General features: G+C 59.2%; 18 protein-coding genes. 14 read left to right on the top strand and 4 right to left on the bottom strand.

Going from position 1 to position 17828, the window contains the following annotated elements; translation table 11 throughout:
* The first annotated feature begins 121 nt into the window (after nucleotides 1–121).
* The 6 genes from AC07U5_RS17515 to guaA all read left to right on the top strand — a co-directional run bounded on the left by AC07U5_RS17515 (nucleotide 122) and on the right by guaA (nucleotide 8009).
* Nucleotides 122–2005, top strand: coding sequence for a sigma-54-dependent Fis family transcriptional regulator (locus AC07U5_RS17515; protein WP_494723773.1), 1884 nt, complete (start codon nucleotides 122–124; stop codon nucleotides 2003–2005).
* Between the two features lie 154 nt (nucleotides 2006–2159).
* A complete protein-coding gene (locus AC07U5_RS17510) occupies nucleotides 2160–3233 on the top strand; it encodes a 2,3-butanediol dehydrogenase (RefSeq protein ID WP_494723772.1) in 1074 nt (357 codons plus the stop codon).
* A gap of 115 nt (nucleotides 3234–3348) precedes the next feature.
* Complete coding sequence (locus AC07U5_RS17505; RefSeq protein WP_494723771.1) at nucleotides 3349–5151, top strand: NAD(P)/FAD-dependent oxidoreductase; 1803 nt, start codon at nucleotides 3349–3351, stop codon at nucleotides 5149–5151.
* A 111-nt stretch (nucleotides 5152–5262) separates the two neighbouring features.
* Nucleotides 5263–5721, top strand: a complete 459-nt coding sequence (locus tag AC07U5_RS17500; RefSeq protein ID WP_062423657.1) for a PaaI family thioesterase — start codon at nucleotides 5263–5265, stop codon at nucleotides 5719–5721.
* Nucleotides 5711–6349, top strand: a complete 639-nt coding sequence (locus AC07U5_RS17495; protein ID WP_062443780.1) for a 5'-methylthioadenosine/S-adenosylhomocysteine nucleosidase — start codon at nucleotides 5711–5713, stop codon at nucleotides 6347–6349. The genes AC07U5_RS17500 and AC07U5_RS17495 overlap by 11 nt, the downstream gene beginning before the upstream one ends.
* Before the next feature lie 82 nt (nucleotides 6350–6431).
* A complete protein-coding gene (gene guaA / locus AC07U5_RS17490) occupies nucleotides 6432–8009 on the top strand; it encodes a glutamine-hydrolyzing GMP synthase (protein ID WP_113326108.1) in 1578 nt (525 codons plus the stop codon).
* Nucleotides 8010–8217: 208 nt separating this feature from the next.
* Here the strand turns inward: guaA and AC07U5_RS17485 are convergent, their stop codons facing one another.
* Nucleotides 8218–9006, bottom strand: coding sequence for an SDR family oxidoreductase (locus tag AC07U5_RS17485; protein WP_494723770.1), 789 nt, complete (start codon nucleotides 9004–9006; stop codon nucleotides 8218–8220).
* On the bottom strand, nucleotides 9003–9332 hold the full coding sequence (locus tag AC07U5_RS17480; protein WP_062443772.1) for a YybH family protein: 330 nt from the start codon (nucleotides 9330–9332) through the stop codon (nucleotides 9003–9005). The genes AC07U5_RS17485 and AC07U5_RS17480 overlap by 4 nt, the downstream gene beginning before the upstream one ends.
* A 96-nt stretch (nucleotides 9333–9428) precedes the next feature.
* Between AC07U5_RS17480 and AC07U5_RS17475 the strand changes: the two genes are divergently transcribed.
* The 3 genes from AC07U5_RS17475 (at nucleotide 9429) to AC07U5_RS17465 (ending at nucleotide 11806) form a co-directional block, all read left to right on the top strand.
* Entirely contained in the window at nucleotides 9429–10340 is a 912-nt protein-coding gene (locus AC07U5_RS17475; RefSeq protein ID WP_494723769.1) for a LysR family transcriptional regulator, read from the top strand.
* A gap of 152 nt (nucleotides 10341–10492) precedes the next feature.
* Entirely contained in the window at nucleotides 10493–11320 is an 828-nt protein-coding gene (locus AC07U5_RS17470; protein ID WP_494723768.1) for a DUF1206 domain-containing protein, read from the top strand.
* 51 nt (nucleotides 11321–11371) lie between these two features.
* Nucleotides 11372–11806 (top strand): pyridoxamine 5'-phosphate oxidase family protein, encoded by a 435-nt coding sequence (locus AC07U5_RS17465; protein ID WP_494723767.1) that lies wholly within the window; start codon nucleotides 11372–11374, stop codon nucleotides 11804–11806.
* Nucleotides 11807–12126: 320 nt separating this feature from the next.
* On the opposite strand, the gene AC07U5_RS17460 is transcribed toward AC07U5_RS17465, so the two are convergent.
* Nucleotides 12127–12945, bottom strand: a complete 819-nt coding sequence (locus tag AC07U5_RS17460) for an IclR family transcriptional regulator (RefSeq protein WP_494723766.1) — start codon at nucleotides 12943–12945, stop codon at nucleotides 12127–12129.
* A gap of 47 nt (nucleotides 12946–12992) precedes the next feature.
* Here AC07U5_RS17460 and AC07U5_RS17455 point away from each other — a divergent pair, with 47 nt between their 5' ends.
* The 3 genes from AC07U5_RS17455 to attM are packed head-to-tail and all read left to right on the top strand — an operon-like array spanning nucleotide 12993 to nucleotide 16464.
* Nucleotides 12993–14447, top strand: coding sequence for an NAD-dependent succinate-semialdehyde dehydrogenase (locus AC07U5_RS17455; RefSeq protein ID WP_494723765.1), 1455 nt, complete (start codon nucleotides 12993–12995; stop codon nucleotides 14445–14447).
* A 20-nt stretch (nucleotides 14448–14467) separates the two neighbouring features.
* Nucleotides 14468–15628 carry an iron-containing alcohol dehydrogenase gene (locus AC07U5_RS17450; RefSeq protein ID WP_494723764.1) on the top strand — a complete coding sequence of 387 codons (1161 nt, stop codon included), beginning with the start codon at nucleotides 14468–14470 and terminating at the stop codon, nucleotides 15626–15628.
* 44 nt (nucleotides 15629–15672) lie between these two features.
* Nucleotides 15673–16464, top strand: a complete 792-nt coding sequence (gene attM, locus AC07U5_RS17445) for an AttM family quorum-quenching N-acyl homoserine lactonase (RefSeq protein WP_062423647.1) — start codon at nucleotides 15673–15675, stop codon at nucleotides 16462–16464.
* Between the two features lie 152 nt (nucleotides 16465–16616).
* Here the strand turns inward: attM and AC07U5_RS17440 are convergent, their stop codons facing one another.
* Nucleotides 16617–16784, bottom strand: a complete 168-nt coding sequence (locus AC07U5_RS17440) for a hypothetical protein (RefSeq protein WP_165457025.1) — start codon at nucleotides 16782–16784, stop codon at nucleotides 16617–16619.
* Between the two features lie 191 nt (nucleotides 16785–16975).
* Here AC07U5_RS17440 and AC07U5_RS17435 point away from each other — a divergent pair, with 191 nt between their 5' ends.
* Entirely contained in the window at nucleotides 16976–17326 is a 351-nt protein-coding gene (locus tag AC07U5_RS17435; protein ID WP_494723763.1) for an ArsC family reductase, read from the top strand.
* A gap of 5 nt (nucleotides 17327–17331) precedes the next feature.
* Nucleotides 17332–17808, top strand: a complete 477-nt coding sequence (ybaK, locus tag AC07U5_RS17430; protein WP_274101770.1) for a Cys-tRNA(Pro) deacylase — start codon at nucleotides 17332–17334, stop codon at nucleotides 17806–17808.
* The last annotated feature ends 20 nt before the right edge of the window (nucleotides 17809–17828 follow it).

The raw sequence follows: 17828 nt of genomic DNA, 5'->3' as shown, positions 1-17828 counted from the left end.
GTAGTCGCAAGTCTGCTCCGCTTCCGGCAACCATCGGGAGCACCGGAGTGGAAACCCACACCGAAACTGGTTAAGCTCTCTGCGAGAGCCATGGGAGGCGGCGATCGAAAGCCGGCAGTCTATGAATGTTTCGGATCACATCAAAGAAATCGAGCATGTCGCAGATGGCAGGAACACCGGTCGTGATGCCGTCGTCCTGGAATCCTGGAGACGCTGCCTCGATACCTACCAGTTGGACCCCGCAAAAGCGCGGGAAGCGGTGATCGTTTCGGACACGCGGCTGCGCGAACATCGGCAGCGATCCGGAGATCTGGTGCACATTGCCCGTTCCGCCCTGGAAGCGCTCTACCGCCAGGTGGCGGAGCAGAATTATGTGCTCCTTCTCTCCGATCGGCAGGGCGTGACGGTGGAATTCCTGGGGGATCCCTCCTTCAACAACAATCTGCGCAAGGCAGGACTTTACCTCGGATCGGAGTGGTCCGAACCCCGCGCCGGCACCTGCGCTGTGGGGGCCTGTATTGCGACGGGCGAAGCGCTGACCATCCACCAGACCGACCATTTCGATGTCACGCATACGCCGCTCTCCTGCACCGCCGCACCCATCTACGATACGCAAGGCGCTCTCGCGGCCGTGTTGGATATCTCGCTTCTGAGTTCTCCCATCCTCAAGACAAGCCAGAACATGGCCCGCCACCTTGTGTCTTCGACGGTACGACGCATAGAACTGGCAAACCTGATGGCGAGCAGCCGACATGATCTCGTCCTGCGCTTTGCCAGCGCACCGGAGTTTCTGGATGTCGATCCGGAGGCGGCCCTTTCAGTCGATGGCGCGGGCCGGATCACGGGCATGACCCATGGCGCTGCCCGCTTCCTTGCCGCATCACGAGGTTTGGACTGGCGAAAGCCGGACGAACTTCTCGGACAGCGCGTTGAGGCGTTTTTCGAAGCCGACCTTGATGAGCTTGCGTCCCATACCCGCTCCAGCCTTCCGCAGGAAAGGCGGATCGTGGTCAAAGGCGGGACCATCCTTTACGCGCATGCAATCGAGCCGCAGCAGACCAGATCGACCGTGCCGCTCGCGCGGTCGAAATCTCAGGCGACGGTTTCCCGAATTGGTGATAGCGGACCGGCGATCCAGAACCTCCAGCGGAAGGTGGAGAGACTGGCACCTTCGAAACTCCCGATCCTGCTGCAGGGCGAGACCGGCACCGGCAAGGAGCATCTGGCGCGCATCATTCATGATTTAAGCGGGCTCTCCGGCCGCTTCGTCACCATCAATTGCGCAGCCATTCCCGAACAACTGATCGAAAGCGAGTTGTTCGGCTATCTTCCAGGCGCCTTCACCGGCGCTTTGCCGAAGGGACGCAAAGGGCTCGTGGAGGAAGCGGATGGGGGCACGCTTTTCCTGGATGAGATTGGCGACATGCCGCTTGTCGCACAGAACCGGCTGCTGCGTGTTCTCGCCGAGGGAGAGGTTCTGCCGGTCGGCGGCTCGACACCGCAGAAGGTTGATTTCAGGGTCATCTCCGCGTCGCACCGCCCTTTGAGGGACATGGTCCTTACCGGAGATTTCCGCGAAGACCTGTATTATCGGCTGAATACCGCCGTCATGACGTTGCCGCCTTTGAGAGAGCGGGAGGACTTCTCGTGGCTGCTTGAGAGGACCCTAGAGAAGCACAGCGTGCCGGGCCGCCCACTTTCTCTCTCCGACGCCGCGCGGTTGACGCTCGCGCATCATCGCTGGCCGGGCAATATTCGCGAACTGGACAATGCGATAGCCTTCGCGGCAGCGCTCTGCGACGACGGATTTATTACGGTGGACGATCTCCCAGAGCATCTCGTTTTCGCCTCGACAACGCCTGTGGCCGATGAACGGGAACTCGATCTCCGTACGCTGCTTGCCGCATGCGACGGCAATGTCTCCGAGGCGGCCAGAAGGCTTGGTATTGATCGCACCACGCTCCATCGTCGGATGCGCAGGCTTGGCATCGGCAAGCCTCACTGAGTGAGGCACGCGCCACAGCTGTAGCACCACAGCTGTGGCGGAATGCAAAACCGGCCTGTCGCGAAACCCCAGCAATCTCCGGCGTCTCAGCCTAGGAACGCGTCTGGCATGGGCATTGCACCTTCTCTGGCATCAGACGCCATGGAGGAAAAAAATGCGCGCCCTTAGATTTCATGCGGCCAAGGATCTGCGGATCGAGGATGTTCCAGATCCGAAACATCCCGGACCGGGACAGGTGCTCGTCCGTAACCGCTTCGTCGGCATCTGCGGTACCGATCTCCACGAATACAGCTACGGTCCGATCTTCGTGCCCACCGAGCCGCACCCGTTCACCGGCGCGCATGGTCCGCAGATCCTCGGCCATGAATTCGGCGGTGTGGTGGAGGCCATCGGAAAGGGCGTGACCTCGGTGCGCGTCGGTGACCGCGTATCGATCCAGCCACTGATCATGCCGCGCTCCGGCGATTACTTTGCCGATCGCGGTCTCTTCCATCTGAGCCCGCAACTGGCGCTCGTTGGACTGAGCTGGGACGGCGGCGGCATGGCCGAGGCAGCGCTGGTCAATGAATACAACGTCCAGAAAATTCCGGACGACATGACCGATGAGGAAGCAGCGCTGGTAGAACCGACGGCCGTTGCCGTCTATGCCTGCGACCGCGGTGGTGTAACCGCTGGTAACAGCGTCCTGGTAACAGGTGCCGGCCCGATCGGCATGCTGACGCTTCTCGCCGCTCGCGCCGCCGGTGCCGCGCAGCTTTTCGTCTCCGATCTCAACGATGCGCGCCTCGAACTTGCTCGCAACGTCATTCCCGACGTGATCACCATCAACCCCAAGCGCGATCATGTCGGCGATGTCGTACGCGCGGCAACCGAGGGGCTTGTCGGCTGCGATGTCGCGATCGAATGCGTCGGCAACGAACATGCGCTCAAGGCCTGTGCCGATGCGGTACGCAAGCAGGGCGTCGTAGTCCAGACGGGCCTCCACCCACACGAAAATCCGCTCGATTGGTTCCAAGTGACTTTCCGAGACCTGGAAATCAAGGGCTCCTGGGCCTACCCGACCCATTACTGGCCCCGCGTGATCCGTTTGATTGCCTCCGGGCTGTTACCCGCCACGAAGATCGTCACCAAGCGCATCACGCTCGATACCGCCGTGTCTGAGGGCTTCGATACCTTGCTGGACCCGGCCGGCACGCATCTGAAGATCCTCATCGATCTTTCCAAATAGCCCATCCCTGCCGCAGCCCGGGAAGAGGAGCCCGGAATGCGGCAGGTCAATAGGCTGGCAAGTGGAGAGACCGCCGCTTGCCACAAGACCCAAGCAAACCATGGAGGAGATGAATATGCTTGACGTCAGTCCCGCCACCAAAATCGACACTGTTCTTTCCAAGTTCGGCACAGCTCTTGAAGCAGGCGACATAGATGCTGCCATCCACCTGTTTCAGGCCGATTGCCACTGGCGCGATCTGGTAACATTCACCTGGAACCTGAAGACGCTGGAAGGCCGTAAAGAGATCCGCGACATGCTGCAGAGCCAGCTTGCCGCAATCAAGCCTTCGGGCTTTGTGCAAGACGGTAAAGAGCCGGCCTCGGAAGGCGGTGGCGTCACCGAAGGCTGGTTTGAGTTCGAGACTGCGACAGCGCGTGGATACGGCCATATCCGCCTGAAGGACGGGCTGATCTGGACCTTGCTGACCACGATGAGCGAGCTGAAAGGTCACGAAGAGCCGAAAGGCACGCGCCGCCCCATGGGCGCCGAACACGGCCATGACCGCAACCGCCGGACCTGGAAAGAAAAGCGCGAGGCCGAAGCCAGCGAACTCGGTTACTCCGAGCAGCCCTATGTCGTCATTATTGGCGGCGGCCAGGGCGGCATTGCGCTTGGTGCGCGCCTTCGCCAACTCGGCGTTCCGACGATCATCATCGAAAAGAACGAGCGGCCGGGCGACAGCTGGCGCAAGCGTTACAAGTCGCTCTGCCTGCACGATCCCGTCTGGTACGATCACCTTCCCTATATTCCCTTTCCGGAAAACTGGCCGGTCTTTACCCCGAAAGACAAGGTGGGCGATTGGCTGGAGATGTATACCAGGGTCATGGAGCTGAATTACTGGGGCTCAACGACGTGCAAATCTGCGCAGTATGACGAGGCCAAAGGCGAATGGACGGTTGTCGTAAACCGAGCCGGTGAGGACGTCGTGCTGCGGCCGAAACAGCTGGTGCTGGCGACCGGCATGTCGGGCAAGCCAAACGTGCCGAAAATCCAAGGGCAGGATATTTTCAAGGGAGAACAGCAGCACTCGTCGCAACATCCTGGCCCGGATGCTTATGCAGACAAAAAGGTCGTGGTGATCGGCTCCAACAACTCGGCCCATGATATTTGCGCCGCCCTTTGGGAGGCCGGCGCAGACGTCACCATGCTGCAACGGTCGTCCACCCACATCGTCAAATCGGACTCGCTGATGGAAATCGGTCTCGGCGACCTCTATTCCGAACGCGCGGTCGCGAGCGGGATGACGACGCGCAAGGCCGATCTCATCTTCGCCTCGCTCCCCTACAGGATCATGCATGAGTTCCAGATCCCGATTTACGACAGGATCCGCGAGAAGGACGCCGAGTTCTACGCGGCACTGGAGAAAGCCGGCTTCATGCTGGACTTCGGCGATGACGAATCCGGCCTCTTCATGAAATATCTGCGTCGCGGCTCCGGCTACTACATCGATGTCGGCGCCTGCGATCTGGTGATCGACGGCTCGATCAAGCTAAAATCGGGCGTGGATGTCTCGCATCTCACGGAAAATGCCGTGGTGTTGAAAGACGGCACCGAGCTGCCGGCGGATCTGGTGGTCTACGCAACCGGCTACGGCTCGATGAATGGCTGGGCCGCAGATCTTATCTCCCGCGAGGTGGCAGACAAGGTCGGCAAGTGCTGGGGTCTCGGCTCCAACACAACGAAGGATCCCGGCCCCTGGGAAGGGGAGCAACGCAACATGTGGAAGCCGACCCAGCAACAGGCGCTGTGGTTTCATGGCGGCAACCTGCACCAGTCGCGCCACTACTCGCAATATCTGTCGCTTCAGCTGAAGGCGCGCCAGGTCGGGCTTGAAACCCCGGTCTATGGTCTGCAAAAGCCCCATCATCTGGCATGATGTGAAACTGGCCTCGATCCGTCGGTTGGCAACAACCGACGGATCAGCCACCCTTGTCTTGCGCGTGAACGGACGCCATGTCATTTTTGCGTAAAAATGAGAGGCAGGGGAATGGCATTCACCGATCCTGGCGATTTTCGCCAGCGCATTGAAAAGAGCTTTGCACGTCAGGGCGTCGTACAGGCGATAAAAGCTGAGCTCTCGCGTATCGAGCACAGGCTGGTCGAAATCGAACTGCCCTTTCATCCCAAGCTGACCCAGCAACACGGCATCTTGCACGCAGGCGTCATCGCCGCAGCGCTCGACACCGCCTGCACCTATGCAGCCTACACCATCGTCGAGCCCGAAGCGTCTTTGTTGACGATCGAGTTTAAGGTCAATCTCATGTCTCCGGGGCGTGGTGAGCGTTTTCTCTTTCGCGGCGAAATCACCAAGCCTGGCAGCAACATCATCGTTGCCGACGGGCGCGCCTATGCGATCTCCGACGGACCAGCCAAACTGATCGCGTCGATGACCGGTACGATGATGGTTCTCAAGGGCCGCGAAGGGTTCAACGAAAATGAGCTATGAACTGGTCGATATCGACGGCAAGCGCCTTCTCTTCGTCATGGCGGCAGATGCCGAGTACGGCCCGCATCTGAAAGCCCGCTTCCGGCCACTGATGACCGGCGTCGGGCCGGTGGAGGCTGCTGTCTCCTTGACCGCGGCACTAAGCGACCTCAACGGCCAGGCGCGCCTGCCGCACCTCGTCGTTTCGCTCGGCTCCGCCGGTTCGCGCACACTGGAACAGGCGGACGTCTATCAGGCGGTGAGCGTCTCCTACCGCGATATGGACGCCTCCGCCTTCGGCTTCGAAAGGGGGCGTACGCCCTTTCTCGATCTTCCGGCGGAGGTTCCGCTCCCATTCATCATCCCGCAGATTCCCACTGCGCGGGTTTCAACCGGCGCTAACGTCGTATCCGGAAGTGCCTACGAGGCGATCGACGCCGACTTGGTGGAGATGGAGACCTTCGCGGTTCTGCGGGCCTGCCAGCGTTTCGGCGTTCCGCTGATCGGCTTACGCGGCATCTCCGATGGCAAGGCCGACGTGCACCATATCGGTGATTGGACCGAATATCTGCACGTCATCGACGAGAGGCTGGCAGAGGCCGTCGACAGGCTGAAGGACGCCATAAAGGCTGGAGAGATTCCGCTCTAAAGCTTGCACTGAAGCCCATTTTCTGGCTTTTCAAGGCATCTGCCGGGTTGCCTTACGCCCGGCAATTCTTTAAAGGCTCGCCATGACCCAGATAGCCCATCCCGACAGCATCCTCATCATCGATTTCGGCAGCCAGGTGACGCAGCTGATTGCGCGCCGTATCCGCGAAGCCGGGGTCTACTGCGAAATTCACCCGTTCCAGAACGCCGGCGAGGCATTCGAGAAGATGCAGCCGAAGGGCGTCATCTTCTCCGGCGGCCCCGCATCTGTCACGGCAGAGGGAAGCCCCCGCGCACCGCAGGCGGTGTTCGATGCAGGCATCCCGATCCTCGGCATCTGCTACGGCCAGCAGACACTCTGCACCCAGCTGGGCGGCACGGTCGAAGGCGGCCATGCGGCGGAATTCGGCAGAGCCGATATCGAGATCAAGAAGGCAAGCCCGCTCTTCGACGGTTTCTGGGAACTCGGCGGCCGTTACCCGGTCTGGATGAGCCACGGCGATCGCGTCACGCAATTGCCGGCCGGCTTCGAAGTGGCCGCGACCTCCGAAAACGCGCCATTCGCCATCGCAGTCAATGAAGAGCGCCGTTACTACACCACCATGTTCCACCCGGAAGTGGTTCACACGCCGGACGGCGCAAAGCTGCTTTCCAACTTCGTTCACAAGATCGTCGGCCTGAAATCCGACTGGACGATGGCCGCCTATCGCGCCGAGATGATCCGCAAGATCCGCGAGCAGGTCGGCGATGGTCGCGTGCTCTGCGCACTTTCAGGCGGCGTCGATTCCTCGGTTGCAGCGATCCTCATCCATGAGGCCATCGGCGATCAGCTGACCTGCGTTTACGTCGATCATGGTCTGATGCGTCTGGCTGAAAGCGAGCAGGTCGTCGGCATGTTCCGCGATCATTACAATATCCCGCTCGTCCATGTGGATGCCTCGGACCTCTTCCTCACGGAACTGGCTGGCGTTTCCGATCCGGAAGTCAAGCGCAAGACCATCGGTCGCCTGTTCATCGAAACCTTCGAAGCCGAAGCTGCCAAGATCGCAGCCGACGGCAAGGGTGCTCCGGCGTTCCTGGCGCAGGGCACACTTTATCCAGACGTGATCGAAAGCGTGTCCTTCTCTGGCGGCCCCTCCGTCACGATCAAGAGCCACCACAATGTCGGCGGCCTTCCCGAGCGCATGAACATGAAGCTGGTCGAGCCGCTTCGTGAATTGTTCAAGGACGAAGTCCGCGCTCTTGGCCGCGAACTCGGCCTGCCGGAAAGCTTCATCGGCCGCCATCCCTTCCCAGGCCCAGGTCTGGCGATCCGTTGCCCCGGCGTAGTGACGCGCGAGAAGCTTGATATTCTGCGCAAGGCGGATGCGATTTATCTCGACGAAATTCGCAAAGCTGGCCTCTACGACACCATCTGGCAGGCCTTTGCGGTTCTGCTGCCGGTCCAGACCGTGGGTGTCATGGGTGACTACCGTACCTATGACTTCGTCTGCGCGCTGCGCGCTGTGACCTCGGTCGACGGCATGACTGCGGATTTCTACCCTTACGACATGAACTTCCTCGGTCGTGCGGCCACCCGCATCATCAACGAGGTCAAGGGCATCAACCGCGTCGTCTATGACGTGACGTCGAAGCCACCCGGCACGATCGAGTGGGAGTGATCCCGCTCCCGCTATAAACCGGCAGCAATTGAGAGAAAGTGCTGAAAGCCCGCTTATTGCGGGCTTTCAGGTTTCTAGATATGGCGCGTTGACCCGGCGTTACGCGATTGAATGACTGTCCATGAGGCTCGCTTTGCCCTGCTGGTCAGTACCTTGCGGTCGATTACCTCGTGAACACTCTCTCGCCGCGAAGGGTTTGCGGGCCGCTTCAGACTGTCTTGATCGTACCGCCATCGATGACGAACTCGGCACCGTGGATCGCAGCGGCCCGGTCGGAGGCAAGGTAGGCAATAAGGTCGGCGACCTCTTCCGGTTCAGCTCCGCGCCCGATCGAGATCCCGCCCAGCGCATCGCGCACGGACTGACGCGCGTCTTCGATCGTGCCGCCATTGGCATTGCGCAGCATGTCGAGGAAGTCGCCCGCGGCATCGGTCATGATCCAGCCGGGAGAGACGGAATTGACCCGCACACCTTTGGGCCCGAGTTCTTTCGAAATCGACTTGCTGTAGGTTCTCAGCGCCGCTTTCGCAGCGGCATAGGCTGTCGTGGATTCGGGCAGCGGCAGCACGGACTGGATGGAGGTTACGTGCACGACGGTGCCCTGACCGCGCTCCAGCATCCGCGGGATCAACAGTCGGTCGAGCCGGACCGTTGCCAGCAGGTTGAGGTTCAGTTCGGCGAGCCAGTGCTCATCCGTCAGCGCGGCAAAACCGCCCGCCGGCGAAACAGAGCCACCGATAACATGCGCAAGAATGTCGATACCGCCAAGCCGCTCGATCGCCGCTTTGGCCACCGCTTCGCTACCCTCAGCAGTGGTCAGGTCCGCCTGGACATATTCCACGCCTTCAATCTTATCTTTGATCGTGCGGGCAGCCGTGACGACACGAGCGCCGCCGGCGAGGAAGCGTTTCACCGTGGCGCGGCCGAGACCCTTGGTGCCGCCGCTGACGAGCACACGCTTGCCGGCAAATTCATGGGGAAGTACCTGGACACTCATATCGTGGTCTCCAGGGTCTTGATGGCATTGTGCGCCAGCGTGAATCGATAGGTGAAGCGGAGTGGGCTGCCGGGGAAATCTCCGTGAGCAGGACCTTCGAGAACAACGTCGCCGTTTTCTTCCCGAACACTATCGGGCTCGAAGATCGCTTTGACCGCGATCGCTTCCTCCTCAAGCAGCTGGCGGATTTTAGCCTGGCCCACGAAATGCTTGCCGTTATCTATGAAGACCGCATCATTCGTGAATTGCTTCATCATGCCTTCCAGATCGAGACGCGCATTTGCTTCGATATAATCGGCGATCGGTTGAGGTAGGTTCAGTGACATGTTCATCTCCTTCTAAATGATGCGGCTAATTTAGCGCTGGACTTTTCTCCCGATAAGCGAGATGAAACCGCATGGGGTGTAACGGAAATCGGGACAATGGCGCGCCACTCTCTCATTGAACTTGAGGCGGTCTTGGCCATTGTTCGGTGCGGTTCGTTTCGAGCAGCGGCTCTCGAACTCGGCATGTCGACTACGGCGATCAGCAGCGCTGTCGGCAAGCTTGAGCGGGAGCTTGCCGTTCGTTTGTTCAATCGCACCACGCGCAGCGTCTCGCTCACCTATGCGGGACGCATCTTCGTTGCACAGATCAAGCCGGCGCTGGAAAACATCCAGAAGGCGATGAACACCGCACGCTCCCAGCAGGAGACACCGTCCGGTACGTTGCGCATCAATACTTTCGCGACGGCGGCGCGCGAGATCATGGCGCCGCTGGTCCTGAACTATCTGCAGCGCTATCCCCAAGTGCATATCGACATCGTGACTGAGGGGCGGCTTGTCGACGTGGTGGCAGCGGGCTTCGATCTGGCGGTGCGCAGCGCCGATCTTGTGCCTAGCGACGCGATCGCAATACCGCTGGGCCAGATGCGACGCATGGCCGTCGTCGCATCTCCTGCCTTCTTCCAAAACCAGGCTGTTCCCCAAGTGCCGCAGGATCTGCTTATCCACCCCTGCGTTCGGGCGCGGCTTCCCGATGGGACATTGCTCCGGTGGCGGTTCGAGAAGGGTGGCGAAAGCCTGCAACTCGACGTCGATGGGCCGATCACGCTCGACGAAGCCTCCCTGGCGCGGATCGCGGTGACAAGCGGTCTAGGCATCGGCTATTTCATGGAAATGGATGTCCGCGAAGACATCGCTGCAGGACGGCTTGTGCGCATCCTCGATGACTGGACGCCACCGCTCGTACCGCTGTGCCTCTATTATTATAATCGACGCAATTCCTCGGCGGCCTTCCAGGCCTTCATCGCGCTGGCGCGCGACTATGCCGCCGGACGGCTCGCGCAGCCCTGAGCCTTTATCTCGGCAGTCGCTGAAAATCGGTCTCGAAGACGCCACCTCTGCGAAAAGGTGACGGCAACTTCGGCACTTTTTTTACTCCCGGCTCAACCATTCATCCGCGCGGCGCGTTAGGGACCCATTGTTCCCAGCACTGCGGACCCGTCATGCCCTCAACCTTTCGATTCGATCTGCTCGCCAAGAGTGGTTACGCCGCACGCGGTATCGTCTTCATGCTCGTCGGCGGGCTGGCGCTGCTGTCCGGTGTCGCGGGTGAGAAAGCCGAAACGAAGTCGGCACTCTCAACGCTTCTGAACCAGCCGTTCGGACGCATCTGGGTGGGTGCCATCGGCGTCGGGCTTCTCGGTTTTGTCTGCTGGCGGTTGGCGCAAGCCATTGCCGATACGGATGACCACGGCACGAGTGCCAAGGGCCTTGTCATTCGAACGGCGCTGATTGGCAGTGCGATGACCTACCTCGGTCTTGCCGGCTTTGCGCTTGGCCATAGCTTTCTTGCCGGTGGTGGCAATGAAGGATCTGGCGAGAAAGATCTCGCCCAATGGATCATGTCCCAGCCCTTCGGATCTTATCTTTTGATTGTTGTTGGAGCAGGCTTCGTCATCGGCGGCGGTGTGACTGCTGCGAAGGGACTGACGCGAAAGTTCGAGCGCTATCTTCGCATCCCGGATCAGAACGCCATCGCCACCTGGATTTGTATCTACGGGCTCGTCGCACGCGGCCTGGTGTTTGCCATCATCGGCATCCTGTTCATCACGGCGGGAATGAAGGTCGATCCGCAGGAGGCCGGCAGTATGGGCGATGCGATGCAGTGGCTGAGGCAGATGCCATTTGGCAGCGCTCTTTATATCTGCGTTGCCGCAGGGCTTGCCGCCTTCGGCATCTACAATCTCATAGAGGCCCGCTACCGGACGATCCCGAGCCCTTCCTTAAGCGCAGTAACGCAATCCGTGCGCTCCGCTTTGCCCGGGCGGTGACAGCGACGTTCCACCTTCTAGTGATCCAACGCTCAAGAAAAGGAGCCTTCCATGGTCAGCAAGACAATCGAAGACATTGCTTCAACGATGAAGAAGATCGACTTCTGCATGATGGCAACGCACGGCTCATCCGGCGCCATTACCAACCGCCCGATGAGCAACAATGGCGATGTCGCTTACGATGGCGATTCCTGGTTTTTCTCGATGAAGGACACGCACAAGGTCTCCCACATCAATCGCAATTCTCAGGTGACGCTTTCCTTCACCGAGCCGCCAAGTCTGCTAGGCAAACCCGGCATGTTCATTTCGATCGAGGGCGCGGCAGAACTCATAGAGGACAAGGCCGCCTTCGAGCGCCACTGGGTGTCCGACCTTGATCGCTGGTTCACGGAAGGCGTCGATACTCCCGGTTTGGTCCTGATCAAGGTGCGCGGCGTTCGCGTGCAGTACTGGGACGGGGAAGAAAACGGCACAATCGACCTCTGAGCGCCGTGCGTCCTATCGGACGCACAAAGGACGCTCTATCTTTTTTGATCTACGCATCGTGCTTTTCGGAAAGTCGATTCCGATTTTCGGGCCGGCGCTATGACGCGTCTCGCGAACTTTCAGATTCGCTCCAAAATGCTGTGGGTCCTTCTCCTGCCGCATGTCGTTATCGCAAAGCCGTCACGCAGTTTTGCGCGGCATGCGTCAGGCTGGCATCGCGCAGAACTCGGCGGGTGGATTGACAATAGTGGGTCTGATCACAACCGTTCTTGCTTTGAGCCCCGTTGTTTTCCATTCGGTCGACCGTCGAATCGACATCTTCAGGCTCCGCCAAGCCCTTCGGACATTCCCTTTGCGATCACCTGCAATTGCGCTCCCAGTTCGGATATTCTGTCGTCGCTTGCTTCGCTGCGCAACATACTGATCGCAATTCCTGCAACCGCGGAACCTGAGTGATCTCGAAGTGCTGCACCAATACAGATCATCCCTTCACGGATTTGCCCATCGTCAATGGAAAAGCCACGTTCTCGCGTGAGCTCGAGCTCTTTCTCAAGCTCTTCGACGGTGCGGACGCTCCGTTGCGTCAGAGGTTTGGGAAAATCGGCCAGCAGATGATCGAGTTCTTCACGTTTGAGATCCGACAACAGTATCTTGCCAGTCGCAGTAAACGGTGCCGCCAGTCTCATGCCGATGCGGAATGTCTGGCCTAAAGGCTGATCTGAGTTACGACACCCAACATAGACGACCTCTGCGCCTTCGCGTACCGTCAGCGTAACAGTGTAGGGGTCAAGTTTCCGGTCCCGTGCAAGCACTTCCTGAAATGTCGTGACGATGTCGAGCTGCGACAAAAAGGCGTTCGCCCATCTGAGTGGATGAGGTCCAATCTTCAACGTTCCATCCGGCGATCTCGCCACAAGATCGAGCTCACTCATCACCGCCAGGAGTCCGTGGGCCGTGCTCTTCGGCAGACCAAGTGCGCGGGCGATTTCAGCAGCCGTCAGATTTTTGCCAGAGGCGAGAATATCGAGAATGCCAACTGCCCGGCGCAGGGCCGGCACCGTTTGCGCGGAAGAAGAGCCGGGCTCGTCATTTTGCATTTCGTCTCCTTGACAGGATCGGCAACAGCGATCATAGTTCAATACACAGACCACGGTTCAATTAGATGAACTTATCTGGAGATCGCACAGTGCTCAAGTTGAGAAATCCTCGCCTTCTAACAGATGCATGTTTGATCAACGGAAAATGGATTCAATCGGATAGTTCCCAAACGATCAAGGTTGAAAATCCGGCGACCGGGAAGGTCATCGCTGAGGTTCCGTCACTGACGTCCAACCAGGTAGCGCACGCTGTCGAGGCAGCTGAACAGGCTTTGGTCGGTTGGAGAACCCGCTCCGCCAAAGAGCGCGCATCCATACTCAGGCGCTGGTTCGATCTGATGGTGGCAAACGCCGACGATCTCGCAGCGCTGATGACGGCAGAACAGGGCAAACCGCTCGCCGAAGCCAAGGGTGAAGCGCTCTATGCCGCCTCCTTCGTGGAGTGGTTTGCAGAGGAAGCAAAACGGGTCTACGGCGAAACCATTCCTGCCCCCACCACCGACAAACGCATCACCATCCTAAAACAGCCGATCGGTGTTTGCGCTGCCATCACGCCCTGGAATTTTCCGGCGGCGATGATCACCCGCAAGGCCGCGCCGGCGCTTGCCGCGGGCTGCACGATGATCGTCAAACCTGCAGAGCAGACGCCGCTTACAGCATTGGCGCTTGGCGTCCTTGCTGAGGAAGCCGGCATTCCCCCTGGTGTGCTGCAGGTGGTGACAGGCGAGGCACGGGAGATCGGAAAGATCTTTACCGAAAGCGACACAGTGAGGAAGATATCCTTCACCGGATCGACCGAAGTTGGACGCGTTCTGATGGCGCAATCGGCCCCGACGATCAAGAAACTCTCTCTCGAACTTGGCGGCAACGCACCGTTCATCGTCTTTGACGATGCCAATATCGATGCGGCAGTCGAAGGCGCAATTGCATCGAAGTATCGTAATGCCGGGCAGACATGCGTGTGCAGCAATCGAATCTATGTCCAGTCAGCAATCTTCGACATCTTTGCGCAGAAATTGGCCGCAAAAGTGAAGGCGATGAAGGTTGGCGTGGGTACCGAAGAGGGCGTGACGATCGGTCCCTTGATCGACGAGGACGCTGTCAAGAAGGTCGAGGAACATGTGGCCGACGCTCTGGCGAAAGGTGCTGCTATCATCACTGGCGGAGGAAGACATGCACTTGGCGGCACCTTCTTCGAGCCGACCGTTATTGCGGGCGCGACACAGACCATGAGGGTCGCGCGCGAGGAGACGTTTGGACCGGTTGCGCCACTTTTTCGCTTCGAGACGGAAGACCAGGCGATTGCCATGGCCAACGACACCGAGTTTGGTCTGGCGGCGTATTTCTACACCGAAAACTTCAACCGCACATGGCGCGTCGCGGAAGCGCTGGATTACGGCATGGTCGGTCACAACACCGGCCTGATCTCCAACGAGGTTGCCCCCTTCGGTGGCGTCAAGCAATCCGGCCTCGGCCGAGAGGGCTCCCACTTCGGCCTCGATGAATATCTTGAAATCAAATATCTCTGCTCGGCTCTCAGCTGAGACGTGATCGGGAGGATACTATGACCATCAATCCGTTCGAGTTTCGAACCGTCCCCTCCATGCAGGCCGCCTGGGGCGGGGCAGCAAAGCTCGGTGAAATTCTGGCTGGCCGTTTCTTACAGCGAAAAGCGCTTCTCATAACCGACAGCGGTCTGGTAAAGGCAGGGCTCATCCAACCGATTGCCGAAGCGCTGTCTGTCAGCGGCTTTTCCGTCGAGACCTTCGACAAGGTGGTTGCCGATCCGCCCGAACATGTGGTTTCGGAATGCGTCGCCTCCGCCAAAGCCTTCGGCGCGGATATCGTCATCGGTCTTGGCGGCGGTTCATCGCTCGATATCGCGAAGCTTGTGGCTGTGCTTCTGGTTTCCGATCAGTCACTCTCGGACATGTACGGCATCGGCAACGTCAAGGGTTCGCGTGCGCCTCTGGTACTGGTTCCGACCACGGCCGGAACGGGCTCCGAGGTCACCAATATCTCGATCATCACCACCGGCGAGACCACCAAGATGGGCGTCGTCTCGCCTCAGCTTTATGCGGATTTCGTGCTGCTTGACGCCGAGTTGACGGTGGGCCTGCCGCAAGTCCACACCGCTGCCACCGGCATCGATGCAATGGTTCACGCGATCGAAGCCTATACCAGCAAGCACAAGAAAAACCCGCTCTCCGATTGCCTGGCGCGCGAAGCCCTGCGTCTCTTGGGAGACAATCTGGTCGCAGCCTGCAAGGATGGCAAAAACCGTCACGCAAGAGAGGCCATGTTGCTCGGCGCCACGCTGGCCGGTCAAGCCTTTGCCAACTCGCCGGTAGCGGCCGTGCATGCTCTCGCTTATCCGCTTGGCGGACACTACCACATTCCCCACGGCCTCTCTAACGCTCTCATGCTCGGCCCCATCCTTCGTTTTAACGCCGCTGCAGCAGCACCGCTTTATGCGGAGCTTGCCGACGTATTGAAGGTGCCGGGCGAAGGTGACGCGACCACGCGATCCACCGCATTCGTTCAGCACATGGAAAAGCTGATGGACGAGAGCGGTGCGCCGCGCCGTTTGAGAGATGTCGGCGTTACCGACAACAGCCTCGCAATGTTGGCATCGGACGCCATGAAGCAGACGCGTCTGCTTGTCAACAACCCCGTCGAGGTGCGCGAGGAGGATGCGCTGGCGCTTTATCGGGAAGCGTTCTGATCACCGAAACCATTCAGAAATCTACTCTCAGGGAGGAAACGTTTATGACCGATATCAGGCTTTATATGCTTCAATCCGGAACCTTGAAGTGCAAGGTGCACAACATCAAGATGAACCAGGGAGACGGCGCGGACTACGAAATTCCCGTTCCTTTCTTCCTGATCACCCATCCGGACGGGCATACGGTCATCGATGGCGGCAACGCGATCGAAGTGGCAACCGACCCGCGCGGCCATTGGGGCGGCGTGTGCGATGTCTATTGGCCGGTTCTGGACAAGGATCAGGGCTGCGTCGATCAGATAAAGGCGCTCGGCTTCGACCCTGCGGATGTCAAATACGTCGTCCAGTCCCACCTGCATCTCGATCACACCGGCGCCATCGGTCGCTTTCCCAATGCCACCCATATCGTCCAACGCCGAGAATATGAATACGCCTTCACGCCGGACTGGTTTGCGGCAGGCGGCTATATCCGAAAGGACTTCGATAAGCCGGGCCTGAAATGGCAGTTCCTCAACGGCGCGGATGACGATCTCTACGACATCTACGGCGATGGCACCCTGACGACCATATTCACCCCCGGCCACGCTCCGGGCCACCAGTCCTTCCTGGTGCGAGTGCCGGATAGCAAGCCGTTGCTGCTCACCATCGACGCTGCCTACACGCTCGATCACTGGGAAGAAAAGGCATTGCCAGGCTTCCTTGCCTCCACTGTGGACACCGTGCGTTCCGTGCAGAAACTCAGAACAATTGCCGATAAGACAGATGCGATCGTGGTGACGGGGCATGACCCCGACGCTTGGTCGACCTTCAAGAAGGCTCCCGAATATTACGGCTGATATGCCGCTCTCATCGGCGGCGAGGCTCCATCCCCGTCGCAAAGGTTCAACTCAGTTTCAAAAACGGAAAAACCGGGCTCTGCATCAAGCAGAGCCCGGTTTTTTTGATCGAGCTTTACGGTGCGCAGCCCTTCAAGGCGCGCGACCGAATGTTACAGCTGAACCTTGTCGAAGGCCTTGGGATCGATGCCAAGCGCATCAAGATCAGAACCGGCAGGCTTGCGATGGGCGCGCACAGCGGCGGAAACCGAAACGGCGGCGCCGAAAACAGCAAGGGTTTCACTGAAAAACTTACGCGATGTCTTTGCAACCGAACGCATTTCTTTCTCCTTTTGGGTTGACCTAAATATGGGCAAATCCACCCGTTTCTACAACTCATGATATAGCGGGGGAGCCATGCGGCAGAGCTCGAACTCCTTCGGATGACAGCCACGGCAAATTTGCATGGGTGGTGGCGCTTTGACTGCGGCCCAGATTTTGTTAATTCGTTGACAGGAAGGGAGACTGAACCATGGCGACGGTCATTTACGGCATCAAGAACTGCGACACGATGAAGAAGGCGCGCAGTTGGCTGGAAGCGCACGGCATCGACGCCGCCTTTCATGACTACAAGACGCAAGGCATCGATCGCGCCCATCTGGACGCCTGGTGCGAAACGGCGGGATGGGAAACCGTTCTGAACCGGGCGGGCACCACTTTCAAGAAACTGGACGATGCGCAGAAGGCCGATCTCACCAAAGAGAAGGCGATCGGGCTCATGCTGGAGCAGCCGTCGATGATCAAGCGCCCGGTTCTGGAAAGCGAAGACAAAATCACCGTCGGCTTCAAGCCTGATACCTACGCTTCGATTTTCGGCAAGTAGGCTCCATGTCCAAGACGACCCGTGCAACGCAGATGCTGACCAAGGTCGGCGTGGCCTTTACCACTGTATCCTATGAATACGATCCGAATGCTGAACGCATCGGTCTTCAGGCAGCCGAGTCGATTGGCGAGCCGCCGCATCTGGTGCTGAAGACGCTGATGGCCGAGGTGGACGGCAAGGCCGTCTGTGTTGCTGTCCCTTCCGACCGGGAAGTCAGCATGAAGAAGCTGGCGGCAGCCTTTGGCGGAAAGTCTGCCCATATGATGAAGCCGGCAGATGCCGAGCGGGCAACCGGTTACCATGTGGGCGGCATCAGCCCATTCGGGCAGAAGAAGCTGGTGCCGACTGCTATAGAGGCTCAGTCAATGGAACATCCTTACGTCTATATGAATGGCGGCCAGCGCGGGCTGCAGGTGCGCCTTTCGCCCAAAGATGCGCTCGCTGCTTTGAAGGCGAAGGCCGCACCGCTTGTCGCAGATTGAGCATTGCCGTCTGGGAAGGT

The organism is Agrobacterium sp. GW821-FHT02D03 (assembly GCF_059421725.1).
Note: the sequence above shows the minus strand (reverse complement) of the source record. Positions and strands in the feature narration are given on the sequence as shown.

Excerpts from the sequence above, each read along its gene's own strand:
- AC07U5_RS17515 (WP_494723773.1), top strand. The coding sequence starts at position 122 with ATGAATGTTTCGGATCACATCAAAGAAATCGAGCATGTCGCAGATGGC.
- AC07U5_RS17510 (WP_494723772.1), top strand. The coding sequence starts at position 2,160 with ATGCGCGCCCTTAGATTTCATGCGGCCAAGGATCTGCGGATCGAGGAT.
- AC07U5_RS17505 (WP_494723771.1), top strand. The coding sequence starts at position 3,349 with ATGCTTGACGTCAGTCCCGCCACCAAAATCGACACTGTTCTTTCCAAG.
- AC07U5_RS17500 (WP_062423657.1), top strand. The coding sequence starts at position 5,263 with ATGGCATTCACCGATCCTGGCGATTTTCGCCAGCGCATTGAAAAGAGC.
- AC07U5_RS17495 (WP_062443780.1), top strand. The coding sequence starts at position 5,711 with ATGAGCTATGAACTGGTCGATATCGACGGCAAGCGCCTTCTCTTCGTC.
- guaA (WP_113326108.1), top strand. The coding sequence starts at position 6,432 with ATGACCCAGATAGCCCATCCCGACAGCATCCTCATCATCGATTTCGGC.
- AC07U5_RS17485 (WP_494723770.1), bottom strand. The coding sequence starts at position 9,006 with ATGAGTGTCCAGGTACTTCCCCATGAATTTGCCGGCAAGCGTGTGCTC.
- AC07U5_RS17480 (WP_062443772.1), bottom strand. The coding sequence starts at position 9,332 with ATGTCACTGAACCTACCTCAACCGATCGCCGATTATATCGAAGCAAAT.
- AC07U5_RS17475 (WP_494723769.1), top strand. The coding sequence starts at position 9,429 with ATGGCGCGCCACTCTCTCATTGAACTTGAGGCGGTCTTGGCCATTGTT.
- AC07U5_RS17470 (WP_494723768.1), top strand. The coding sequence starts at position 10,493 with ATGCCCTCAACCTTTCGATTCGATCTGCTCGCCAAGAGTGGTTACGCC.
- AC07U5_RS17465 (WP_494723767.1), top strand. The coding sequence starts at position 11,372 with ATGGTCAGCAAGACAATCGAAGACATTGCTTCAACGATGAAGAAGATC.
- AC07U5_RS17450 (WP_494723764.1), top strand. The coding sequence starts at position 14,468 with ATGACCATCAATCCGTTCGAGTTTCGAACCGTCCCCTCCATGCAGGCC.
- attM (WP_062423647.1), top strand. The coding sequence starts at position 15,673 with ATGACCGATATCAGGCTTTATATGCTTCAATCCGGAACCTTGAAGTGC.
- AC07U5_RS17440 (WP_165457025.1), bottom strand. The coding sequence starts at position 16,784 with ATGCGTTCGGTTGCAAAGACATCGCGTAAGTTTTTCAGTGAAACCCTT.
- AC07U5_RS17435 (WP_494723763.1), top strand. The coding sequence starts at position 16,976 with ATGGCGACGGTCATTTACGGCATCAAGAACTGCGACACGATGAAGAAG.
- ybaK (WP_274101770.1), top strand. The coding sequence starts at position 17,332 with ATGTCCAAGACGACCCGTGCAACGCAGATGCTGACCAAGGTCGGCGTG.